The sequence below is a fragment of the Streptomyces sp. NPDC050564 genome (assembly GCF_044457265.1).
Lineage (GTDB): Bacteria > Actinomycetota > Actinomycetes > Streptomycetales > Streptomycetaceae > Streptomyces.
On the sequence record NZ_JBITGS010000008.1, the window covers coordinates 252,869 to 271,421 of the forward strand.

Here is an 18,553-nt window from a genome sequence, read left to right on the forward strand (position 1 = left end):
CCTGTCGTGCTCGCGTCGGAACCGCTGTGTAGGGTTGCCGCGTGGCGAGAGTGCGGTTGAGCGTGGCGGAGCGGCGTGAGGAGTTGCTGCGGGCCGCCGTCGAGCAGATCGAGACGCGGGGTGTGGCGGCGGTGCGGATCGCCGACGTGGCCTCGACGCTCGGGGTGAGCAACGCGCTGGTGCTGTACCACTTCTCGACGAAGGAGAAGCTGGTCGCCGCCGCGTTCACCTACGCGGCCGAGGACGACCTGGCCCATCTGCGCAAGCTGCTCGGCCGCCGTACGACGGCGCTGCGCCGACTGCGGGCGGCCGTGCGGTGGTACGCGCCGACCGGGCAGGCCAAGGGCTGGCGGCTGTGGATCGAGGGCTGGGCGGCCGCGCTGCGCGAACCCGCGCTGCGGGAGGTCACGCGCGATCTCGACAAGCAGTGGAAGGCCGCGATCACCGAGGTGATCGCGGAGGGAGTGGCCGCGGGCGAGTTCCACTGCCCGGATCCCACGGGCGCGGCCCTGCGGCTCACGGCCCTGCTGGACGGCTTGGCCGTCCAGATGACGGCGTACGCGGGAGCGGTGTCGCGGGCGCGGACCCACGAGTGGGTGGACGAGGCGCTCGCACGCGAACTGGGGCTTGAGCGGGAGGCGTTGGTGGCGGCGGTGCGCTGAGCCCGGCGCCTTTACCGGAACCGATTCGAGCTTCGCCCCTGCCTGGGTGATGCGTTCGTCCCCGCGCCCGGGGTACGCCGGCCGCCACCGGCGTGCCTTCACCGCCGGCGTGGTACGAACGCGAACACCAGCACGCCTCCACCACCCGGGCGGTACCTACGCGACCACCAATGCGCCTCTGCCACCCGGGCAGTACGACTATGTCCGCCAACCTCTCTCCGCCACCGGGCAAGTCACCCTGCTGAAGTCCCTGAAGGGCCTGCCACCCTGGAGGAACTCGCCCGTCGCCCCTCCGGCTCAGTCCAGCTCATACACCGCCGTGACCGTGATCGTGTCCCGGATCTCGCCGGTGGCGACCGGGACCCCCGTCGCGGCTTGATCGAAGGCGGTCACCGAAACCGGCACCGGGTGGGAGGGGGCGGGCAGCGCGAAGGCGGGTGCGGTCGCGGCCTGCGGAAGGGTGAGGGCGAGGAGAGAGTCACGGCGATTGCGGTGGAAGCGCGGAGGGCGGGCATGCGGAGTTCTCCATCGGGGGCCGCCCTCCGGGACGTCGGGGCGGTTCGCGGTGATCCCAGCACCGCCGACCGCTCCCCGCCCCGCACCACTCCCGCGCTGTCGCCTCACCGGTCGAGCCGGAAACCGGACCGGTTCGGGCCCGTGCCGGCTTGTAAGAACGCCGGACTCAGGCCACCGACTCGATCCGCATCTTGATGTCGTCGGGCGAGAGGGCCCCCTTGGCCGCCACATGGTCCCCCGACGACTCCCCGCGCAACCGCCGCCCGATCCACGGGACCAAGTACTCGCGCGCCCAGTGGATGTCGTCGCGCCGCACTTCGAGCGTGCCGCGCGGCGGCAACGGCGGCCAGGGCTGGTCCGGGTCGGCGGGTACGTCGAGGCCGAGGACCTGGCCGGCGCGGAGCGCGACCCGGGTGTGCCCCTCGGGCGACAGATGCAGCCGGTCGCCGTCCCAGGCACGGCGGTCCTGGATCGTCTTGAGGGACCACAGGTCGAGTACCGGACAGCCGTAGCGGTCCGCGATGGCGCGCACATGTCCGTTGTAGGTGGCGATCTTGCCGCGCAGATGCTTCAGCACGGGTACGCCACGGGTGTCGAAGCCGGTGGTCACCAGGACGGTGCCGACGGTGGAGGTGAGTTCGGCGATCGCGCGCTCGAAGCGCTCCGCGACCTCGTCGGGGTCGGTGCCGGGCCGGATGATGTCGTTGCCGCCCGCGGAGAAGGAGACCAGGTCCGGCGCGAGTTCCTTGGCGCGTTGGAGCTGGTCCTCGACGATCTGGTCGAGAAGTTTGCCGCGTACGGCGAGATTGGTGTAGTTGAAGTCGCCTTCTGGCCGACGGTCCGCGAGAAGTACCGCGAACCGGTCGGCCCAACCGACGAAGGCCCCGTCAGGACCGGGGTCGCCGACGCCCTCGGTGAAGCTGTCCCCCACCGCCACGTACGACCCGATCACTGATCTGTTGTCACTCTTCGAATCGTCTGCCACGTCGGCCCATGATTCACCTTCGGATGTGAGCTACGCGACCGTAGGCAAGGGTTGACGGATGGTGAGATAAGCCACGCCTAAAGTATTGTCCAATTCCGGAATAAGCCCCTGCTCAGGGGCGTTGAGGGAGCCGCCACACACGGAAGTCGGCGATCCGGAAGTGGCTCCACACGGTGCGGAACGCGAAGTGCCCACTTATGTAGGGCTGCGGGTCGGTGTAGTCGAAGACCAACTGCCCGTTGTTCCACCATCGCACCACGAAGCCGTCGGAGACGATCCGCACATGGTTCGGCTCGTTCGCCACGAGCAGCGGCTGCGTGTAGTCGTAGATCAGCGGACGGACGCCGGCCTCGCCGACGTACCGGCGCAGCCGTGTGGTGGTGTTGGTGTTGGCGCCGTATCCCACGTAGTAGGTCTTGAGGTAGTCGTACTCGGCGAGGGCGCCGCCCCGGGGCGTGGCGAAGAGGTCGTCCGGGGAGCGTACGTCGACGGCGTTCCAGAAGTTGTTCAGGTCGGAGACCCGGTCGTTGACCCCGCCTTCGAAGACGGGGGTGGCCGTGTATTCGATGACGTACGGCCCTTCGAGCTTCTCCTTGAACCAGACCGTCGCGCCGCTCGGTACGTCCATCTCGAGGAGACCCCGCGAGGCGGTGACCGTGCCGCCGTCCTGCAGTTCGGTGGCCCACCGGCCGAGCCCGTGCCGGAAGTCGTCGGCGGCGATCAGTCCGCGCCGGTGGCGCGGCGAGGCGCTCGCGGCGGTGGCCGGGAGCAGCGCGGACAGGGCGGTACCGGCGGCCAGGGCTCCAAAGGCTCTGCGGGTCGTCATGAGGCACCTTCCGTACGAGAGGTCGAGGTGATCGCGGGTTTCGGCACCCGTCGGGTCTCGGCACCCAGGTAGTACTCCGTGTACGTCGACTGGAGATAGCCGCGTACGGTCCGGCCGAGGCGGTACTCGGGGTTCTGGGCGAGCGTGTAGAGGCGGGTGTTCGCCGGTTCGGTGGTGGCGCAGAGGCGCAGCGCGGTGTGGTCGCTCGTCTCGGCGAGGACCTCCTCACGCCAGTCGCCGAGGACGTCACCGTAGAAGGGGGTCGCGTTGCGGGCGCCCGAGACGACGCCCGAGGGGGCGAAGAGCCTCGTGCTGGTCTCGGTCTTCGGGTCCCACTTGTCGACGGGCGTGCAGTCGAGGAGTTCCGACCCCTTGTCACCGTCCCACCAGATGCGGAAGTTGACGCTGGGCGTGGTCGTGGAGACCTTGCCGTCCTGGACGTTGAAGAGGCCCGCGCCGGGCCGGGTGACGTCGGCCGTGGAGGTCCAGTATTCGCAGCCGGGGTGGGACGGGACGATGTCGGCGGCGGTGATCACTCCAAGTCTTCGAGGTCTCACGCGTCAGTGCACCCTTGCGGTCGAGGAGAGCGACGAGCCGGACGGCCACCAGGCGAAGCAGGGACCTCCGGAGCGGCAGAAAGCGCTTGCAGAGATCACTGTGGGGGCACTGGCGCACGTCTGTCGATACCTCGCGCACGCCTGCCATACGGCCGCAATGTGCCGATCATGAATCCCACAGGAAACACCAAGGGCCGAACCCCGGGGATCGTGGGGTCCGGCCCTTGGAGGCGAGGGAGACGCGTCAGCCGACGGCGACACCGTGCGAGCGCAGGTACCCGACGGGGTCCACGTCCGAGCCGTAGTTCGGCGTGGTGCGGATCTCGAAGTGCAGGTGCGGTCCCGTGACGTTGCCGGTCGCGCCGGAGAGGCCGATCTGCTGGCCCTCGGTCACGGTCTGGCCCGCCGAGACGGAGAGCGAGGACATGTGGGCGTACTGGGAGTACCGGCCGTCGGCGTGCTGGAGGACGACCTGGTTGCCGTAGGCGCCGCCCCAGCCGGCCGAAACGACGGTGCCCGCGGCGATCGCCTTGATCGTGGTGCCGGTCGGGACCACGAAGTCCACGCCGGTGTGGTAGCCGCTGGACCACATGCTGCCGGCCACCTTGTAGCCGGTGCCGACGGTCGCGCCCACGACGGGCAGGGTATAGCCGGAATTGCTGCTGGTGGACGCGGCGTTGGTGGTCACGTCGGCCTTGGTGGCCTTCGCGGCCGAAGGCGCCGGCTTGGCCGACGACCGGGTGGCGCTGCCGGAGGCGGCCTTCTTGCCGATCGTCAGTTTCAGCCCCGGGTGGATCAGCGACGGGTCGCTGCCGACGACCGAGCGGTTGTCGGAGTAGAGCTTCTTCCAGCCACCGCTGACGTGCTGCTTGTCGGCGATCTTGACGAGGGAGTCGCCGGCCTTCACCGCGTACGTCTTGATTCCGGCCGCCTTCTTCGCCGCGGCGGGAGCGGCGGCGGTCTTCTCCGCGGGCTTCTCGACGCTCTGCGCGACGGAGGCCGTCGGGGTTGCGGCATGGGCGCCGGTGACCCCCATCAGAGGCAGCGCGAGCGCGGCGCCGCCGGTTCCGGCCACGGCGATCGAGCGGGTGAAACGCTGAGACTTGGGACGGCGGTGCTTACCCTTCGCGGGCATGACGAATTCCTCTCCGGCGCCTGCGAGGTGAGCTGTCGGGTGCGGGCTGGAGATGCCCGGCCGTGCAATTGCACGGCTATACCCCTAGCCGTTCCGGAGACCGGAACAGGCACGGAACCTGTGGGTCCCCCGCTCCTGCCGTATGCGGGTGAGTGTGCGGATTCCGGGCGGCGGCAGGATTGGGCGTCCGTCCGGATTGAGGCTGAACGTAAGCGAGATGAGAACGCATTCACAACCATGTGGCTTTTCTGTGCACACGCCCTTCTTGATCCATCACGGAATTCCGGTCACCCTCCGTGGATCGTCGATCTTTCCGACCTCTCAACCCGCCCGGGAATGGGGGCGGATTGAGAAAGGGCGGTCGCAACACATCGTCACGAATATGACGCTCCTCACGCACCTCTACCCACGATGCTTTATTCCAGGGCTACTTGGGATGAAGGCGTCAATTCGGACAGATCGCTCACATGCGACGCATTCGAATAACCGTCGCATCAAGGTCCCCTCGCAGCCCTGTCCGCAACCCGTGATGCAGGAGCACCGCACCCCGGTGCACTTTGCCCGTTTCGCGGCATTCATACGCTTCTGTCGGGTCGAGTCCGCGCAGCCGGAGCGGGGCGACCGGCTCGCCGTGACGCTGGGCCTGAAGCCAGGCGAGGACGACGGTCTCATCGCCGTGGACGTACTGCACCGCACTCAGCCCACCCTCCGGGGGCCGCAACCGGTAGAGGTCGCCGCGCTGCACGACGGGCCGGATCTCCTTGTAGAGATCCACCCACCCCCGCGCCTCGGCCAGCTCCTGCTCACTCCACTCGCTCAGGTCGCCACCGACGCCGAGCACCCCGGCCATGGCGCTCACGAAGCGAAAGCGCAGCGAGCTGACCCTGCCGTTGAGCTGCGTGTTCGGGCTGTCCGTGACCCAGGCGGCCATGATCCGGGCCGGGTGGATCTGACTGAATCCGTGCTGAATGGCGAGCCGGTCGAGCGGGTCGGTGTTGTCGGAGGTCCACACCTGGTCCGTACGCGCCATGATGCCGAGGTCAATACGGCCGCCACCACCCGAGCAGGACTCGAAGGCGACCCCGGGGTGCGCGGCACGCAGCCGGTCGAGCAGGGCATACAGGGCCTCCACGTGCTCGACCCACAGCTTCTGCGGGTAGCGCTCGCCGGGCCAACCCGCGTCCGTGAAGCAGCGGTTGAAATCCCACTTCACGTAGTCGATCGGAGCGCTGGAGAGCAGGCCGTCGAGCTGCTCCCAGAGGTACTCCTGAACGTCCGGGCGAGCGAGGTTCAGTACGAGCTGATTGCGGTATTCCGTCCTGATTCGCCCCGGTTGGAACTGCACCCAGTCGGGGTGCGCACGATAGAGCTCGCTGTTCGGATTGACCATTTCCGGCTCGACCCAGATCCCGAACCGCATGCCCAGCGCGTGCACATAGTCACCGAGCGGCTTGAGCCCTGCCGGGAAGCGGTCCGGATTGGGGGTCCAGTCACCGAGCCCGGCCCGGTCGCTGGTGCGCGCCCCGAACCAGCCGTCGTCGACCACGAACAGCTCGACACCCATCGCCGCGGCCCGGCGCGCGAGCACCCCCTGCTGCTCCTCGGAGATGTCGAAGGTGGTGGCCTCCCAGGAATTGAAGAGCACCGGCCGGTCCTCGTCCGCGTCAGGGATGACGTACGCGCGCTGGTAGGCGTGCCAGGCGCGGCTCGCTCCGCCGAAGCCGCCGTCGCTCCACAGTCCGGCGAAGACGGGGGTCGTGAACGACTCCCCCGGCTCCAGGCGCAGCAGTCCGGAGTCGTCATACCCCGCGCCGCCGGAGATCTGCACGCGCGCGTCGGGAAGTTGGGCCACGCAGATCCGCCACGAGCCCGACCAACCGAGCGCGCACCCGTACACCTCGCCGCCCTCCTCGGTCGCCCCGCTGTCGAGCGCGACCCAGGGCAGATGCTGGTGCCCGGTGTGTCCGCGCCGACTGCCGATGACCTTCTCACCGTAGGTGAGGGGTGCGCGTACGAGCCGGGACTCGGCCGCCCATCGCCCGTGCAGCTGGGACAGCCGCCAGCCGTCGCGCTCCGGCAGCGTCCAGGTCGCGGAGTCCGCGCGCAGCAGCTCCAAAGCGGGGCCCTCGTTGGCGAGCGTCACCCAGCGCTCGACGACGTCGCCGCGCATCCGGTAGTGCAGCGTGATGGCGAGCCCGGAGTCCGAGAAACGCAGGCGCAGCTCGTCGCCCTCCGTCTCGTGTGCCTCGAAGCGCCACTCCGTACCGCGGCGCTCGTCCGTGCGCAGGGAAAGGGCGGGCCGTACGAAGCGCGGGCCGCCCTCGACCGGGTACTCCTCGCGCCCGTCGAGCGGGGACTCGAAGGGCCAGTACTGAGGCGCGGGCAGCGCGGCGAGCGCCTCGGCGTCGGCGAGTGCGATCCGCGGGCCCCAGTGCAGGTGCAGCAATTCGTCGCGTTCGGTGAGCCGCAGTGCGTAGCTGCTCGTCGGCCCCGAAAGAAGCCAGGTACGAACGTCCACGCCGACTTCGATCATCAGTCCCCCACAGATTCGAACAGGTGCGATCAGACGCCAACATCATCATGGGCCGGTGTCTCGAAGGCAACGTCTGTGGACAACTCATTGCCCCAGGAACCCATGTCGTATGGTCGAGAGCGCAACCCGCACACAAGCGCCAAGCGCCGCCGAGCCAAGCCGAGCAGCGCCGACGGCCGAAGGGGAGGAGCCCCAGTGACGCAGCAGGTCCCGTCGACCGAGCCCGAGCTGGCAGGCGTGCGCAACTTCCGGGACGTGGGCGGCCTGCCCACCGTGGACGGCCGGCGCGTGAAGCAGGGACAGCTGTTCCGCAGCGGCCACCTGGCGCACGCCACCGAAGAGGACGCCGCGTTCCTCTCCTCCCTGGGCCTCCACACGATCTTTGACTTCCGCAATGCCTCGGACCAGAAGCTGGAGGGCCCGGACGTCGAGCTGCCGGGCGTGCGGAACGTGAATCTTCCGCTGACCGACCCGGCCGACGGCGCTGAGTTCTGGAAGATGGTCCGCGACGGCGAGATCGACCAGCTCCGCTCGATCCTCGGGGACGGCAAGGCCGCCAACCGCATGATCAACTCGTACCGCACGATCATCGCGCAGCGCACGGCCGAGCACTCCCAGGTGCTGCACGCGCTGGCCGAGGACAGCGTGCCCGCGCTGATGCACTGCGCGGCGGGCAAGGACCGCGCGGGCCTGTCGATAGCCGTGACCCTCCTCGCCCTGGGCGTCGAGCGCGACGCGATCGTGGCCGACTACCTGGAGTCGAACGCCACGCACCGCCGCTACAAGGTGCACCGCAGCAGCAGCTCGGCCGCCGCGTACTCCCCGGAGGTCATGGAGCTGCTCAGCCCGCTGTTCGACGCACGCGCCGAATACCTGACGGCGGCCTTCGAGACGATCGAGCAGACCTGGGGCGGCGCCGATCCCTACCTGGAGCAGGCGCTGCGCATCACCCCCGAACTGCGGGAGCGCCTGCGCGAGCGCCTGCTGGACTGAGCCCCGAAGCGACCTAGTGGCTCTGCGCGCCCAGCGTGAACAGCAGGTAGATGAAGGCCGCGAAGACATGGCCTACGGCGATGTAAATGATCAGCCGTATCCACAGGGCGCGCGGGAAGCGCTCCTCCATGGACCGTCGCGTGCCGGGTTCCGTGGGTTCGGTCATGACGTCTCTCCCGAGGTCGGGTGCCCCGTCGCCGGGCCGAGGCACAGCGCGGCGGTGGGGCTCTGCAGCAGGGTGTGTACGAAGAGGAGCTCGGCTCCGCCGCGATCCGCGGCGGCGATGCGGTGCGGGGTGAGCGAGTCGAAGTGCGCGCTGTCGCCCGGTGCGAGCACATGCGCGGAGTCACCGAGGCGCAGCCGCAGCCGCCCCTGGAGGACGTACAGCCACTCCTCGCCGGGGTGGACACGCACGATGTCGCCCTGCGAGCCGTACGGGACGTGCACGCGCAGGGCCTGCATGCCCCGCCCCGGGGCACCGGCCTGCCAGTAGGTCCAGCCGCCGGCCCCGGTCGGCTCCATGTCGGCGGCGCGCACGATCGCGTCACGCTCGGCGACCGTCTCGCCGAGCAGTTCCGAGACGGTCGTACCGTAGATACGGGCGAGCGCGAGCAGCATCGGCAGCGAGGGCTGGCGCTGCCCGGTCTCCAGGCGGGAGAGGTGGGCCGGCGATAGCCCGGCGGCGCGGGACGCGGCCTCCAGGGTCAGAGAGGCACGGCGGCGCAGCTCACGCAGTTGGGGTGCGACGGCGGGAAGCTCGTCGGCCGCCCCCGGCTGGGAAGGGCTCGTACCCTCGGCAGGGTTCATGCCCTCCATTGAGCCGCAGTCTTGCCTTGTAGGCAAATACCTTGCCTAAGAGGCAAAAGATCAGCGCATGAACCAGGGGCCCGGACCGCGCTCACAGCAGGGAACAGGGCGGACTCGATGCGCGAGCCCGCCCCTGAAAAGCACCGCGGCTAGCGGTTCGCCACCGCCTGCTTCACCAGCGTCTTTCCGAAGTCCCACATCAGCCCGCCCCCGCTGTGCGCGTCGTCCATCACGGCGGTGAAGGCCTCGACGAAGCGGTCGACGTCCTGCTCGCCGATGATCAGCGGCGGGATCAGTTTGATCACTTCCAGATGGTCTCCGGAGACCTGGGTGAGGATGCGGTGCCGTTGCAGCAGCGGGACGACCACCATCTGTGCAAAGAGGCCCTTGCGCGCGGCCTGGAGCATCGTCCAGCGGCTGCGCAGCTTCAGCGACTTGGGCCGCCCGAACTCGATGCCGATCATCAGGCCCCGGCCGCGTACATCGCTCAGCAGCTCGTATTTGTCCACGAGCGCCGAGAGCCGGGACTTCAGCCGCTCCCCCGTGGCCCGTACGCCCGCCACGATCTGCTCGTTCTCCATCACGGAGAGCACGGCGAGCCCCGCCGCCATGGCCTGCGCGTTCGAGCCGAAGCTCGCCGAGTGCACCAGGACCCGGTCCATCGACGAATAGACCTTCTTGAAGATCCAGTCCTTGCCGAGGGTCGCGCCGACCGGCACATACCCGCCGGAGAGCGCCTTCGCCACGCACACCAGGTCCGGCTCGACGCCCTCCTCGTGCTGGTAGGCGTAGAAGTCCCCGGTCCGTCCGAGCCCGGTCTGCACCTCGTCCGCGATGAGCAGCGCCTTGTGCTTGTGCAGCAGCTCCTGGGCGGCGCGCAGATATCCGGGCGGGGCCTCGAGCACTCCCTTGCCCTGAATGGGTTCGACGATGAGCGCGGCGACGTCGCCCGTCTTCAGCTCCCGTGCCAGGACGTCGAGATCCCCGAGCGGGACAGGGGTGTCGGGCAGCAGCGGGGCGAACCCGTCGCGGAAGCCGTCCTCGCCGTTCACCGACAGCGAGCCGGTGGTCAGGCCGTGGAAGGCGTGCGAGCAGTAGAGGATCCGCGGCTTCCCGGTGGCGTACCGGGCGAACTTCAACGCGGTCTCGACCGCCTCTGTACCGCTGTTGCCGAAGAACACCCGATCCAGGTGCGGGCTGTGGACGAGCAGCTTCTCCGCGAGCAGTCCTGGCAGCGGCTGGCAGTCGAAGCGGGTGAGGTCGGCGAGCGAGGCGTCGAGGACGTCGTGCAGCGCCTGGCGGACGACGGGGTGATGACGGCCCAGGCCCATCACCCCGAACCCGGCGAGCATGTCCAGGTAGTCGTTGCCGTCCGCGTCCCAGAAGTGGGCACCCTCGGCCCGCTCGTACACCTTGTCGAAGCCGATGGTGTGCAGCATGCGCGGGAGCTGGTGGTTCAGATACTTGGTGTGCAGCTCGTAGCGCTCGGCTCCTCGCTCGGCCAGTAGCGCGCCGAGGTCGAACTCCCGCTTCTGAGCAGGGTCGTTCATTCCTGTTTCTCCTTGGACAACTCATCCATGGACAGCTTGTCCTCGACCTTGGACAGCTCATCCTTGACGGCCAGACCGGCGCTGATCCGCCCGGCGATCTCGACGGGCGTGAGACCTATGTCGGCCAGCACCTCACCGCGCTTGGCGTGTGCGAGGAACTGCTCCGGGATGCCGAAACGCCGTACGGGTACGTCGACTTCGGCGTCCCCGAGTGCCAGCGCCACCGCCGCGCCGACGCCGGCCGCCCGGCTGTTGTCCTCGACCACGGCGACGAGCCGGTGCTCGGCGGCGAGGCCGGGCAGCGACGGGTCGACGGGCTTGACCCAGCGTGGGTCCACCACGGTGCATCCGATGCCGCGGGCTTCGAGCAGCTCGGCAGCCTGCAGACAGACCGGCGCCATGACACCGACGGCCACCAACAGGACCTGCGGGATTTCCGAGCTGCGATGCAGGACATCCAGCCCGCCCACATGGTCCACCGCCCCGATCGCCGGTCCCACCGACTCCTTCGGGAAGCGGATCAGCGTCGGCGCGTCGTCCACGGCGACCGCCTCCCGCAGCTGGGCCCGCAGCTGGTCGGCGTCGCGCGGCGCGGCGATCCTGAGGCCCGGCACGACCTGGAGGATCGACATGTCCCACATGCCGTTGTGCGATGCCCCGTCGACTCCCGTGACCCCGGCCCGGTCGAGGACGAAGGTCACGCCGCAGCGGTGCAGCGCGACGTCCATGAGGAGCTGGTCGAAAGCACGGTTGAGGAAAGTGGCGTAGACGGCGACGACGGGATGGAGCCCGCCCGTGGCGAGCCCGGCCGCGGACACCGTGGCGTGCTGCTCGGCGATCCCGACGTCCCACACCCGGTCGGGGAACCTCTCGGTGAACTTCCCGAGCCCCACCGGATGCAGCATGGCCGCCGTGATGGCCACGACGTCCTCGCGCTCCTCCCCGATCCGGACGATCTCGTCGCCGAACACCGAGGTCCAGGAAGGCCCGTTGGAGGGCGCGAGGGGCTCGCAGGTGAGGGGGTCCATCACGCCGACCGTGTGGAAGTGGTCCTCCTCGTGCGCGAGTGCGGGCTCGTAGCCTCGGCCCTTCTCCGTCAGACAGTGAATGAGCACGGGCCCGTGGAAGCGTTTCGCCCGCCGCAGCGCCGACTCCACGGCCCCCACGTCGTGTCCGTCGATCGGCCCGACGTACTTGAGCCCGAGATCCTCGAACATGCCCTGCGGGGCGAACGCGTCCTTGAAACCCTTCTTCGCGCCGTGCAGCGACTCGTAGATGGTGTTTCCGATGACGGGCGTGCGCAGCAGCACGTCCTTGCCCCAGGCGAGGACCTTCTCGTAACTGTCCGTCGTACGAAGGGTCGCGAGGTGGTTGGCGAGGCCGCCGATGGTCGGCGCGTAGGAACGTTCGTTGTCGTTCACGACGATGATCAACGGGCGGTCCTTGGCGGCCGCGATGTTGTTCAGCGCCTCCCATGCCATACCGCCGGTGAGTGCGCCGTCGCCGATGACCGCGACGACATGACCCTTCTCGCCCAGTACCTGACGGGCCTTGGCCAGCCCGTCCGCCCAGCCGAGCGCCGTGGAGGCGTGGCTGTTCTCGATGATGTCGTGCTCGGACTCCTCGCGCGACGGATAGCCGGACAGGCCGCCCTTGCCGCGCAGCTTGGAAAAATCCTGACGTCCCGTCAGCAACTTGTGTACATAGCTCTGGTGGCCGGTGTCCCACAGGATGCGGTCGACGGGTGACTCGAAGACCCGGTGGAGCGCGATGGAGAGTTCCACCACTCCCAGGTTGGGCCCGAGGTGGCCGCCGGTCCTGGCGACCGCGTGCACCAGGAACTCCCGTATCTCTTCGGCCAATTCACCGATCTCCGCCTCGGACAGCGCCTTCAGGTCGCGTGGTCCCCGGATGTTCTCCAGAATCGTCACGCTCGGGCCCCCTCTCGGTCCGTGCTGATCAACTCACGGTGACGGCCGGTTCTCCGGACGCGACGCCGTCGTTCTCCATCTGCTCGGCGATCTTCATCGCCTCGTCGATGAGGGTCTCGACGATCTTCGACTCGGGCACGGTCTTGATGACCTCGCCCTTGACGAAGATCTGCCCCTTCCCGTTGCCGGAGGCGACCCCCAGGTCCGCCTCCCGCGCCTCTCCGGGGCCGTTGACGACGCAGCCCATGACCGCGACGCGCAACGGGACCTCCATCCCCTCCAGACCGGCCGTGACCTCGTCGGCCAGCTTGTACACATCGACCTGGGCGCGCCCACAGGACGGGCACGAGACGATCTCCAGGCGGCGCGGCTTGAGGTTGAGGGACTCCAGGATCTGGAGGCCGACCTTGACCTCCTCGGCCGGCGGCGCGCTCAAGGACACCCGGATGGTGTCCCCGATCCCCTCACTGAGCAACGCCCCGAAGGCGACGGCCGACTTGATGGTCCCCTGGAACGCCGGACCCGCCTCCGTCACACCGAGGTGCAGCGGGTAGTCGCACGCGGCCGCCAGCTGCCGGTAGGCGTTGACCATCACCACGGGGTCGTTGTGCTTCACCGAGATCTTGATGTCCCGGAAGTCGTGCTCCTCGAAGAGCGACGCCTCCCACAGCGCCGACTCGACCAGCGCCTCGGGTGTCGCCCTGCCGTACTTCTGCAGCAGTCGCCGGTCGAGGGAGCCGGCGTTGACACCGATCCGGATCGGCGTGCCGTGATCCTTCGCGGCCCGCGCGATCTCCTTCACCTTGTCGTCGAACTGCTTGATGTTGCCGGGGTTCACCCGCACCGCCGCACAGCCCGCCTCGATCGCGGCGAACACGTACTTCGGCTGGAAGTGGATGTCCGCGATCACCGGGATCTGCGACTTGCGGGCGATGGTGGAAAGAGCGTCCGCGTCGTCCTGCGTGGGGCAGGCGACCCGGACGATCTGGCAGCCGGACGCGGTGAGTTCCGCGATCTGCTGCAAAGTGGCGCCGATGTCCGACGTACGCGTCGTCGTCATCGACTGCACCGACACCGGTGCTCCGCCCCCGACCGCCACCGGTCCGACCTGGATCTGCCGCGAGACACGGCGCTCCGCGATCGGCCGGACCGGCACCTCGGGGAGGCCCAAGGAAACGGCGGTCATGACGTCACCCGCGGCTTTCCGTGAAGGTCTCGCGGGCTGCGCGCAGCGACTCCTTGAGGGAGCCCATGGTGGCGAGGACCGCGGTCGGCTCGTAGCCGCAGTGGGCCATGCAGTTGGCGCACCGGTCGTCCTTGCCGCGGCCGTACGCGTCCCAGTCGGTCTCTTCCAGGAGCTGCTTGTACGTCTGCACGTACCCGTCGCTCATCAGATAGCAGGGCCTCTGCCAGCCGAAGAGCGAGTAGCTGGGGATCGCCCACGCGGTGCACGGGAAGTCGACCTTGCCCTCCAGGAAGTCCAGGAAGAGCGGACTCTGGTTGAGCCGCCAGCGGCGTCGATTGCCGCCCGCGAAGGCCTTCTTGAACAGTTCCCGCGTCTGCTGGACACCGAGGAAGTGCTCCTGATCGGGGGCCTTCTCGTAGGCGTAGGCGGGCGAGAGCATCATCTCGTCCACCTTCAGGTCGTCGTTGAGGAAGTTGAGGACCTCGATGATGGTCTGCGGGGTGTCGGTGTTGAAGAAGGTCGAATTGGTGGTGACGCGGAAGCCGCGCCGCTTGGCCTCCTTCATGGCCTCGACCGCCTCGTCGAACGTTCCCTCCTTGGCCACCGACTCGTCGTGCCGCTCGCGCAGCCCGTCGATGTGCACGGCCCACGCGAAATAGGGCGAGGGCTTGAACTTGTCCATCTTCTTGCGCATCAGCAGCGCATTGGTGCACAGGAAGACGAACTTCTTCTTGGCCACCAGCTGCCGAACGATCTCGTCGATCTGCGGGTGCATCAGCGGCTCACCGCCGGCGATGGACACCATCGGGGCACCGGACTCGAGAACCGCTCCCACGGCCTGGGCCACTGGCATGCGCTGCTTGAGCACACCCGCCGGGTGCTGGATCTTGCCGCAGCCCTCGCATTTGAGGTTGCACGCGAAGAGCGGTTCCAACTCGACCAGCAGCGCGAACTTGTCCCGCTTCCTGAGCTTCTGTTCAAACAGGTACGCAGCGACCTTCATGGACTGCCGAAGCGGCATGGCCATCTGGCTCACCTCCGAGGGAGCAACAAAGAACGGTGCCATTCAAAAAAAGCGGGAAGCACGGCACGAAGAACGCGGAAAGCTGATATTCCACCGCGCACCGTGCCGATACGGACGAGTTCATGTTCCGGAGCGTCCACGACCACCCGGACGGCCGCAACCGGGCGAGCACCCGTGCGCACGGCACTGTGGAGCGTGGCCGCCGACTCCATATCGACCGCGATTGCGCCGGTCGCGAGCAGATCCGACCGTTCGTGACCGCGGACGACGTGATCGGAGCCGGTGAGGGGTCCTGTGTGGACCTTGCGCCCGGGCAGGGTGCGTACGAGTTCCTTGACGAGCAGATCGATGCCCACGCACGGGGTGGTGCCGCGCGGGTCCCGGGTCTCCTCGGCGACGACCAGGTCGCCGGGGTGCATGCCCGGGGCGAGCCCCGCGCAGAAGCCCGTGGCCAGGACCCCGGCCTCGCGCAGCGCCGGGTCGGCGAGCACCCGGGTGACCGAGCGTTCGGCCGCCTTGGGTCCCATGCCCGTACGCAGCACGGTGACTGGCCCGTCGGCCCCGGTGCGGTCGCCGCTGCGCAGGGCGAGGTGCTCGATGCCGAGCGCGCAGGCGATCAGCAGCGGGGCCGGGGCGGGCTTCATGCTCATCAACCCCCCTTGGCCTCGGCGAAGGGCTCGCCGTGGACGTACCGGCCGAGCGCGGTGAGCGGGAAGACCTGCCGGTAGAGGTGGTAGTTGATCGAGAAGTCCCACGGGAAGCCGGTTCCCGTGAAGTACGGCTCGTCCCAGGAACCGTCCGCCAACTGCGTCGCCGCGAGCCACTCGACCCCGCGCTCCACGGCCTTGGAGTCGCGCTCCCCCGCGGCCAGCAGGGCGAGCAGGGCCCAGCCGGTCTGGGAGGCGGTCGAGACGCCCCGTCCGCTCCACTCGGCGACGTCGTGGTACGAGCGCAGATCCTCGCCCCAGCCGCCGTCGTCGTTCTGCACGGCTTCCAGCCAGCCCACCGCCCGGCGGATCGCCGGGTGCGAGGCGGGCAGTCCCGCTGCCACGAGCGCCGGGACCACCGACCCCGTTCCGTACACGTAGTTGACGCCCCAGCGGCCGAACCAGGAGCCGTTCGGTTCCTGGTGGGCCAGCAGCCACTCGATGCCCCGCCGAGTGCGCGGGTCGTGCGAGAGTCCCTCGACGGCGAGCATCTCGACGACATGCGCGGTGACGTCCGCGGACGGCGGGTCGATGACCTCCCCGAAGTCGCAGAACGGCAGCCGGTTGGGGAAGGCGCTGGTGTTGTCGACGTCGAAGGCGCCCCAGCCGCCGTCCTTGGACTGCATGCCGAGGTTCCAGCGCACCCCGCGCCCGATGGCGCTCTCGACGCCGTCCGGGTCGTGGTGCTTGACGCGGCGCAGCGCGAGGACGACCTCGGCGGTGTCGTCGATGTCGGGGTAGTTGTCGTTGTGGAACTCGAACGCCCAGCCACCGGGCGGGAGGTGGGGCCGCTTGACCGCCCAGTCACCGGGCCGGACGATCTCCTCGCCGAGCATCCAGTCCGCGGCCTTCACGAGCTGCGGATGGTCGGCGGGCAGACCCGCGTCGGCGAGCGCGATGGTCGCCAGGCAGGTGTCCCACACCGGTGACTGACAGGCCTCGATCATCCGGGCGCCGTCCTCGCGCCACACGGCGAAACGGTCCAGCGAGGCCAACCCCTCCCGCATCACCGGGTGTTGGAGGTCGTATCCGAGCAGATGCAGGGCGATGACCGAGTACACGGCGGGCGGCTGGATGCCTCCCCAGCAGCCGTCGTTCTCCTGTCGCTCGATGATCCAGCGCGCCGCCGAGTTCATCGCGGCCCTGCGCAGCCGGCGCGGCGCGAATTTGCGGTACTGATGCAGCGCCTTGTCGAGGCGCTGGAAGGCACCGTCCCAACTCGCCACGGGAGCAAGCGGCTTGACCGGATTGGGGTGAGCGGCGTCGGTGTGCAGCTCGTCGAGCGGGAACGGCGCGGGCCGCACCGGACGCTTCGCCGAGACGATGGTGAGCGGCACGATCGTCTGCCGCGCCCAGCACCCGAAGTCGTAAATGTTGAGCGGCATCCACTTCGGGAAGTAGATGAGTTCCGGCGGAAGTTCCGGCAGGTCGTCCCACTTCCACCAGCCGAACAGGGCGAGCCAGATCCGGGTGAAGACACGAGCCGAGGCGATGCCGCCCCGCTCGCGGATCCACGCCGACGCCTTCGCCATGTGCGGTTCGTCCGGGGCGTCCCCGGCCATCCGCAGCGCGACGTAAGCCTCGATGGTGGTGGAGAGTTCGCCCGGGCCGCCGTAGAACGTCGCCCAGGTGCCGTCGTCGCGCTGTTCCCCACGAATGAACAGCCCGGCGGCGCGTGTGGTCGACTCGTCGCGGATGCCCAGGAACTGACGGAGGAGCAAGTCCTCGGCGTCCATCGTGACGTTCGTCTCGAGGTCGCCCTTCCACCAGCCCTGAGCGTCCTGCCGCGAGAGCAGGAAGTCGGTGGCGCGCTGCATCGCGCGCGTGGCGGCGTCTCGGGTCTCGACTGTCCCGGCCGCCACGGGAGTCGTCTGAAGTTGTGTTTCGCTGGCCGAGGCAGCGCGGGGCGGCAGGGCCCCGGTACTTCCGTCGGTCGTCGCTGTCATGGCTTCCCCTTCGTGCAGTGGTACGTCTCTGCTGTGGGTCCGCCGTCGGCCGGTGCTTCGCTCTCCCGCGGCACCGGCCGGCGACTACGCGAGGTTTATTCGACCGATAGTGATCATCTCTTCCGTACGACGACGAAGTCGGCGAGCGCCACGAACTGCGCCCGCACCTGGTCGGGCATCCGGACGGCGTCCAGTGCCTCGACGGCGATGGTGTGCTGGCGACGGGCCTCCTGGGCGGTCCACTCGCGGCCGCCCGCCTCCTCGATGAGCGCGGCGCGCGCGGCGAACTCCTCCTCGGAGAAGTTCTCGAAGTCGCTGGCCTTGGCGTCCTCGGCGAGCAGTTCACCGAGGCGCTCGGAGGCGGGCCCGCCCGCGGCGAGCGCCGCCACCACCGGCAGGGACTTCTTGCGCTGGCGCAGATCGCTCCAGGTCTGCTTTCCGGTGGCCTCCGGGTCGCCCCAGATGCCGAGGAGGTCGTCGACGGCCTGGAAGGCCAGGCCGAGGTGGTAGCCGTACTTCTCCAGCGTGTCGGCGGTGAAGTCGTCGGCGCCGCCGAGCACCGCGCCGATGGAGCAGGCACAGGCGAGCAGGGCGCCCGTCTTGTTGCCCTCCATCTCCAGGCACTCCTCGACGGTGACCCGGTCACGGTGCTCGTAGGAGATGTCCTGGGCCTGACCGTCGATCAGGGCACGGGTGGCGGTCGTCAGACGGCGCGTGGCTCGGCCCGCCTCGGCGGTGCCGAGCTCCAGGAGGATCTCGTTGGCCAGCGCGAACAGGGCGTCGCCGACGAGGATGGCCTGGGCGGGCCCGTGCACCTTCCAGACGGTGTCGCGATGGCGGCGCTGTTCGTCACCGTCCATCAGGTCGTCGTGCAGCAGTGAGAAGTTGTGCACCAGTTCAACGGCGACCGCACCGGGCACGCCCACCTCGGGGGCGGCGCCGGCGGCCTGCGCGGACAGGACGGCGAGCGCGGGGCGTACGGCCTTGCCACCGTCGCCGTCCGCGGGGTTGCCCTCGGCGTCGATCCAGCCGAAGTGGTAGGCGGCGACGGTGTCCATGGGCGCCGCCAGACGGTCGACGGCCGCCTTCAGCACCGGTGTGGCCAGGGTCCGGCCGCGCTCGAGGAGCGCGGTCACGTCCACCGCGTCGGCAGCCGTTTCGGCCGGGGGCACAGTGGGCACAGTCTCTCCTCTTG

Annotated in this window: 17 protein-coding genes and 1 riboswitch; of the genes, 2 read left to right on the forward strand and 15 right to left on the reverse strand. The window is 69.1% G+C overall.

The window, feature by feature from the left end; genetic code table 11:
- Positions 1-41: 41 nt before the first annotated feature.
- Positions 42-662 (forward strand): TetR/AcrR family transcriptional regulator, encoded by a 621-nt coding sequence (locus ACIBK0_RS15495; protein WP_399079738.1) that lies wholly within the window; start codon positions 42-44, stop codon positions 660-662.
- Between the two features lie 297 nt (positions 663-959).
- Here the strand turns inward: ACIBK0_RS15495 and ACIBK0_RS15500 are convergent, their stop codons facing one another.
- From ACIBK0_RS15500 to ACIBK0_RS15525, 6 genes are all read right to left on the reverse strand, one after another.
- A complete protein-coding gene (locus ACIBK0_RS15500) occupies positions 960-1,286 on the reverse strand; it encodes a hypothetical protein (RefSeq protein WP_399079740.1) in 327 nt (108 codons plus the stop codon).
- Positions 1,287-1,344: 58 nt separating this feature from the next.
- Complete coding sequence (locus tag ACIBK0_RS15505) at positions 1,345-2,130, reverse strand: SGNH/GDSL hydrolase family protein (protein WP_399079875.1); 786 nt, start codon at positions 2,128-2,130, stop codon at positions 1,345-1,347.
- Between the two features lie 145 nt (positions 2,131-2,275).
- Positions 2,276-2,989 (reverse strand): DUF6250 domain-containing protein, encoded by a 714-nt coding sequence (locus ACIBK0_RS15510; RefSeq protein WP_399079742.1) that lies wholly within the window; start codon positions 2,987-2,989, stop codon positions 2,276-2,278.
- Positions 2,986-3,546 (reverse strand): hypothetical protein, encoded by a 561-nt coding sequence (locus ACIBK0_RS15515; protein ID WP_399079744.1) that lies wholly within the window; start codon positions 3,544-3,546, stop codon positions 2,986-2,988. The genes ACIBK0_RS15510 and ACIBK0_RS15515 overlap by 4 nt, the downstream gene beginning before the upstream one ends.
- A 244-nt stretch (positions 3,547-3,790) precedes the next feature.
- Positions 3,791-4,681: a peptidoglycan DD-metalloendopeptidase family protein gene (locus tag ACIBK0_RS15520; protein ID WP_399079746.1), complete on the reverse strand. Its 891-nt coding sequence runs from the start codon at positions 4,679-4,681 to the stop codon at positions 3,791-3,793.
- Positions 4,682-4,685: 4 nt separating this feature from the next.
- Positions 4,686-4,861, reverse strand: a riboswitch (cyclic di-AMP (ydaO/yuaA leader).
- A 283-nt stretch (positions 4,862-5,144) separates the two neighbouring features.
- Positions 5,145-7,214: an alpha-galactosidase gene (locus tag ACIBK0_RS15525; protein ID WP_399079748.1), complete on the reverse strand. Its 2,070-nt coding sequence runs from the start codon at positions 7,212-7,214 to the stop codon at positions 5,145-5,147.
- A gap of 195 nt (positions 7,215-7,409) precedes the next feature.
- On the opposite strand from ACIBK0_RS15525, the gene ACIBK0_RS15530 reads away from it, so the two are divergent.
- Positions 7,410-8,207: a tyrosine-protein phosphatase gene (locus ACIBK0_RS15530; RefSeq protein ID WP_399079749.1), complete on the forward strand. Its 798-nt coding sequence runs from the start codon at positions 7,410-7,412 to the stop codon at positions 8,205-8,207.
- A gap of 13 nt (positions 8,208-8,220) precedes the next feature.
- Here the strand turns inward: ACIBK0_RS15530 and ACIBK0_RS15535 are convergent, their stop codons facing one another.
- The 9 genes from ACIBK0_RS15535 to ACIBK0_RS15575 form a co-directional block, all read right to left on the reverse strand.
- Positions 8,221-8,337 carry a DUF6126 family protein gene (locus ACIBK0_RS15535; protein WP_369252793.1) on the reverse strand — a complete coding sequence of 39 codons (117 nt, stop codon included), beginning with the start codon at positions 8,335-8,337 and terminating at the stop codon, positions 8,221-8,223.
- A gap of 32 nt (positions 8,338-8,369) precedes the next feature.
- Complete coding sequence (locus tag ACIBK0_RS15540; protein ID WP_399079751.1) at positions 8,370-9,014, reverse strand: helix-turn-helix domain-containing protein; 645 nt, start codon at positions 9,012-9,014, stop codon at positions 8,370-8,372.
- Between the two features lie 149 nt (positions 9,015-9,163).
- A complete protein-coding gene (locus tag ACIBK0_RS15545) occupies positions 9,164-10,564 on the reverse strand; it encodes an aspartate aminotransferase family protein (protein WP_399079753.1) in 1,401 nt (466 codons plus the stop codon).
- Positions 10,561-12,495 carry a 1-deoxy-D-xylulose-5-phosphate synthase gene (gene dxs, locus ACIBK0_RS15550; protein WP_399079755.1) on the reverse strand — a complete coding sequence of 645 codons (1,935 nt, stop codon included), beginning with the start codon at positions 12,493-12,495 and terminating at the stop codon, positions 10,561-10,563. Before dxs ends, ACIBK0_RS15545 begins: the two co-directional genes overlap by 4 nt.
- 28 nt (positions 12,496-12,523) lie before the next feature.
- A complete protein-coding gene (gene ispG / locus ACIBK0_RS15555; RefSeq protein ID WP_399079757.1) occupies positions 12,524-13,681 on the reverse strand; it encodes a flavodoxin-dependent (E)-4-hydroxy-3-methylbut-2-enyl-diphosphate synthase in 1,158 nt (385 codons plus the stop codon).
- 4 nt (positions 13,682-13,685) lie between these two features.
- Positions 13,686-14,708 (reverse strand): adenosyl-hopene transferase HpnH, encoded by a 1,023-nt coding sequence (hpnH, locus tag ACIBK0_RS15560; RefSeq protein WP_399079760.1) that lies wholly within the window; start codon positions 14,706-14,708, stop codon positions 13,686-13,688.
- Between the two features lie 5 nt (positions 14,709-14,713).
- The gene (locus ACIBK0_RS15565) at positions 14,714-15,355 is read right to left on the reverse strand and encodes a 1-hydroxy-2-methyl-2-butenyl 4-diphosphate reductase (RefSeq protein WP_399079762.1); all 642 of its coding nucleotides are present in this window, start codon (positions 15,353-15,355) and stop codon (positions 14,714-14,716) included.
- On the reverse strand, positions 15,355-17,358 hold the full coding sequence (shc, locus tag ACIBK0_RS15570; protein ID WP_399079763.1) for a squalene--hopene cyclase: 2,004 nt from the start codon (positions 17,356-17,358) through the stop codon (positions 15,355-15,357). Before shc ends, ACIBK0_RS15565 begins: the two co-directional genes overlap by 1 nt.
- A 113-nt stretch (positions 17,359-17,471) precedes the next feature.
- On the reverse strand, positions 17,472-18,539 hold the full coding sequence (locus ACIBK0_RS15575) for a polyprenyl synthetase family protein (protein WP_399079765.1): 1,068 nt from the start codon (positions 18,537-18,539) through the stop codon (positions 17,472-17,474).
- Positions 18,540-18,553 lie beyond the last annotated feature (14 nt).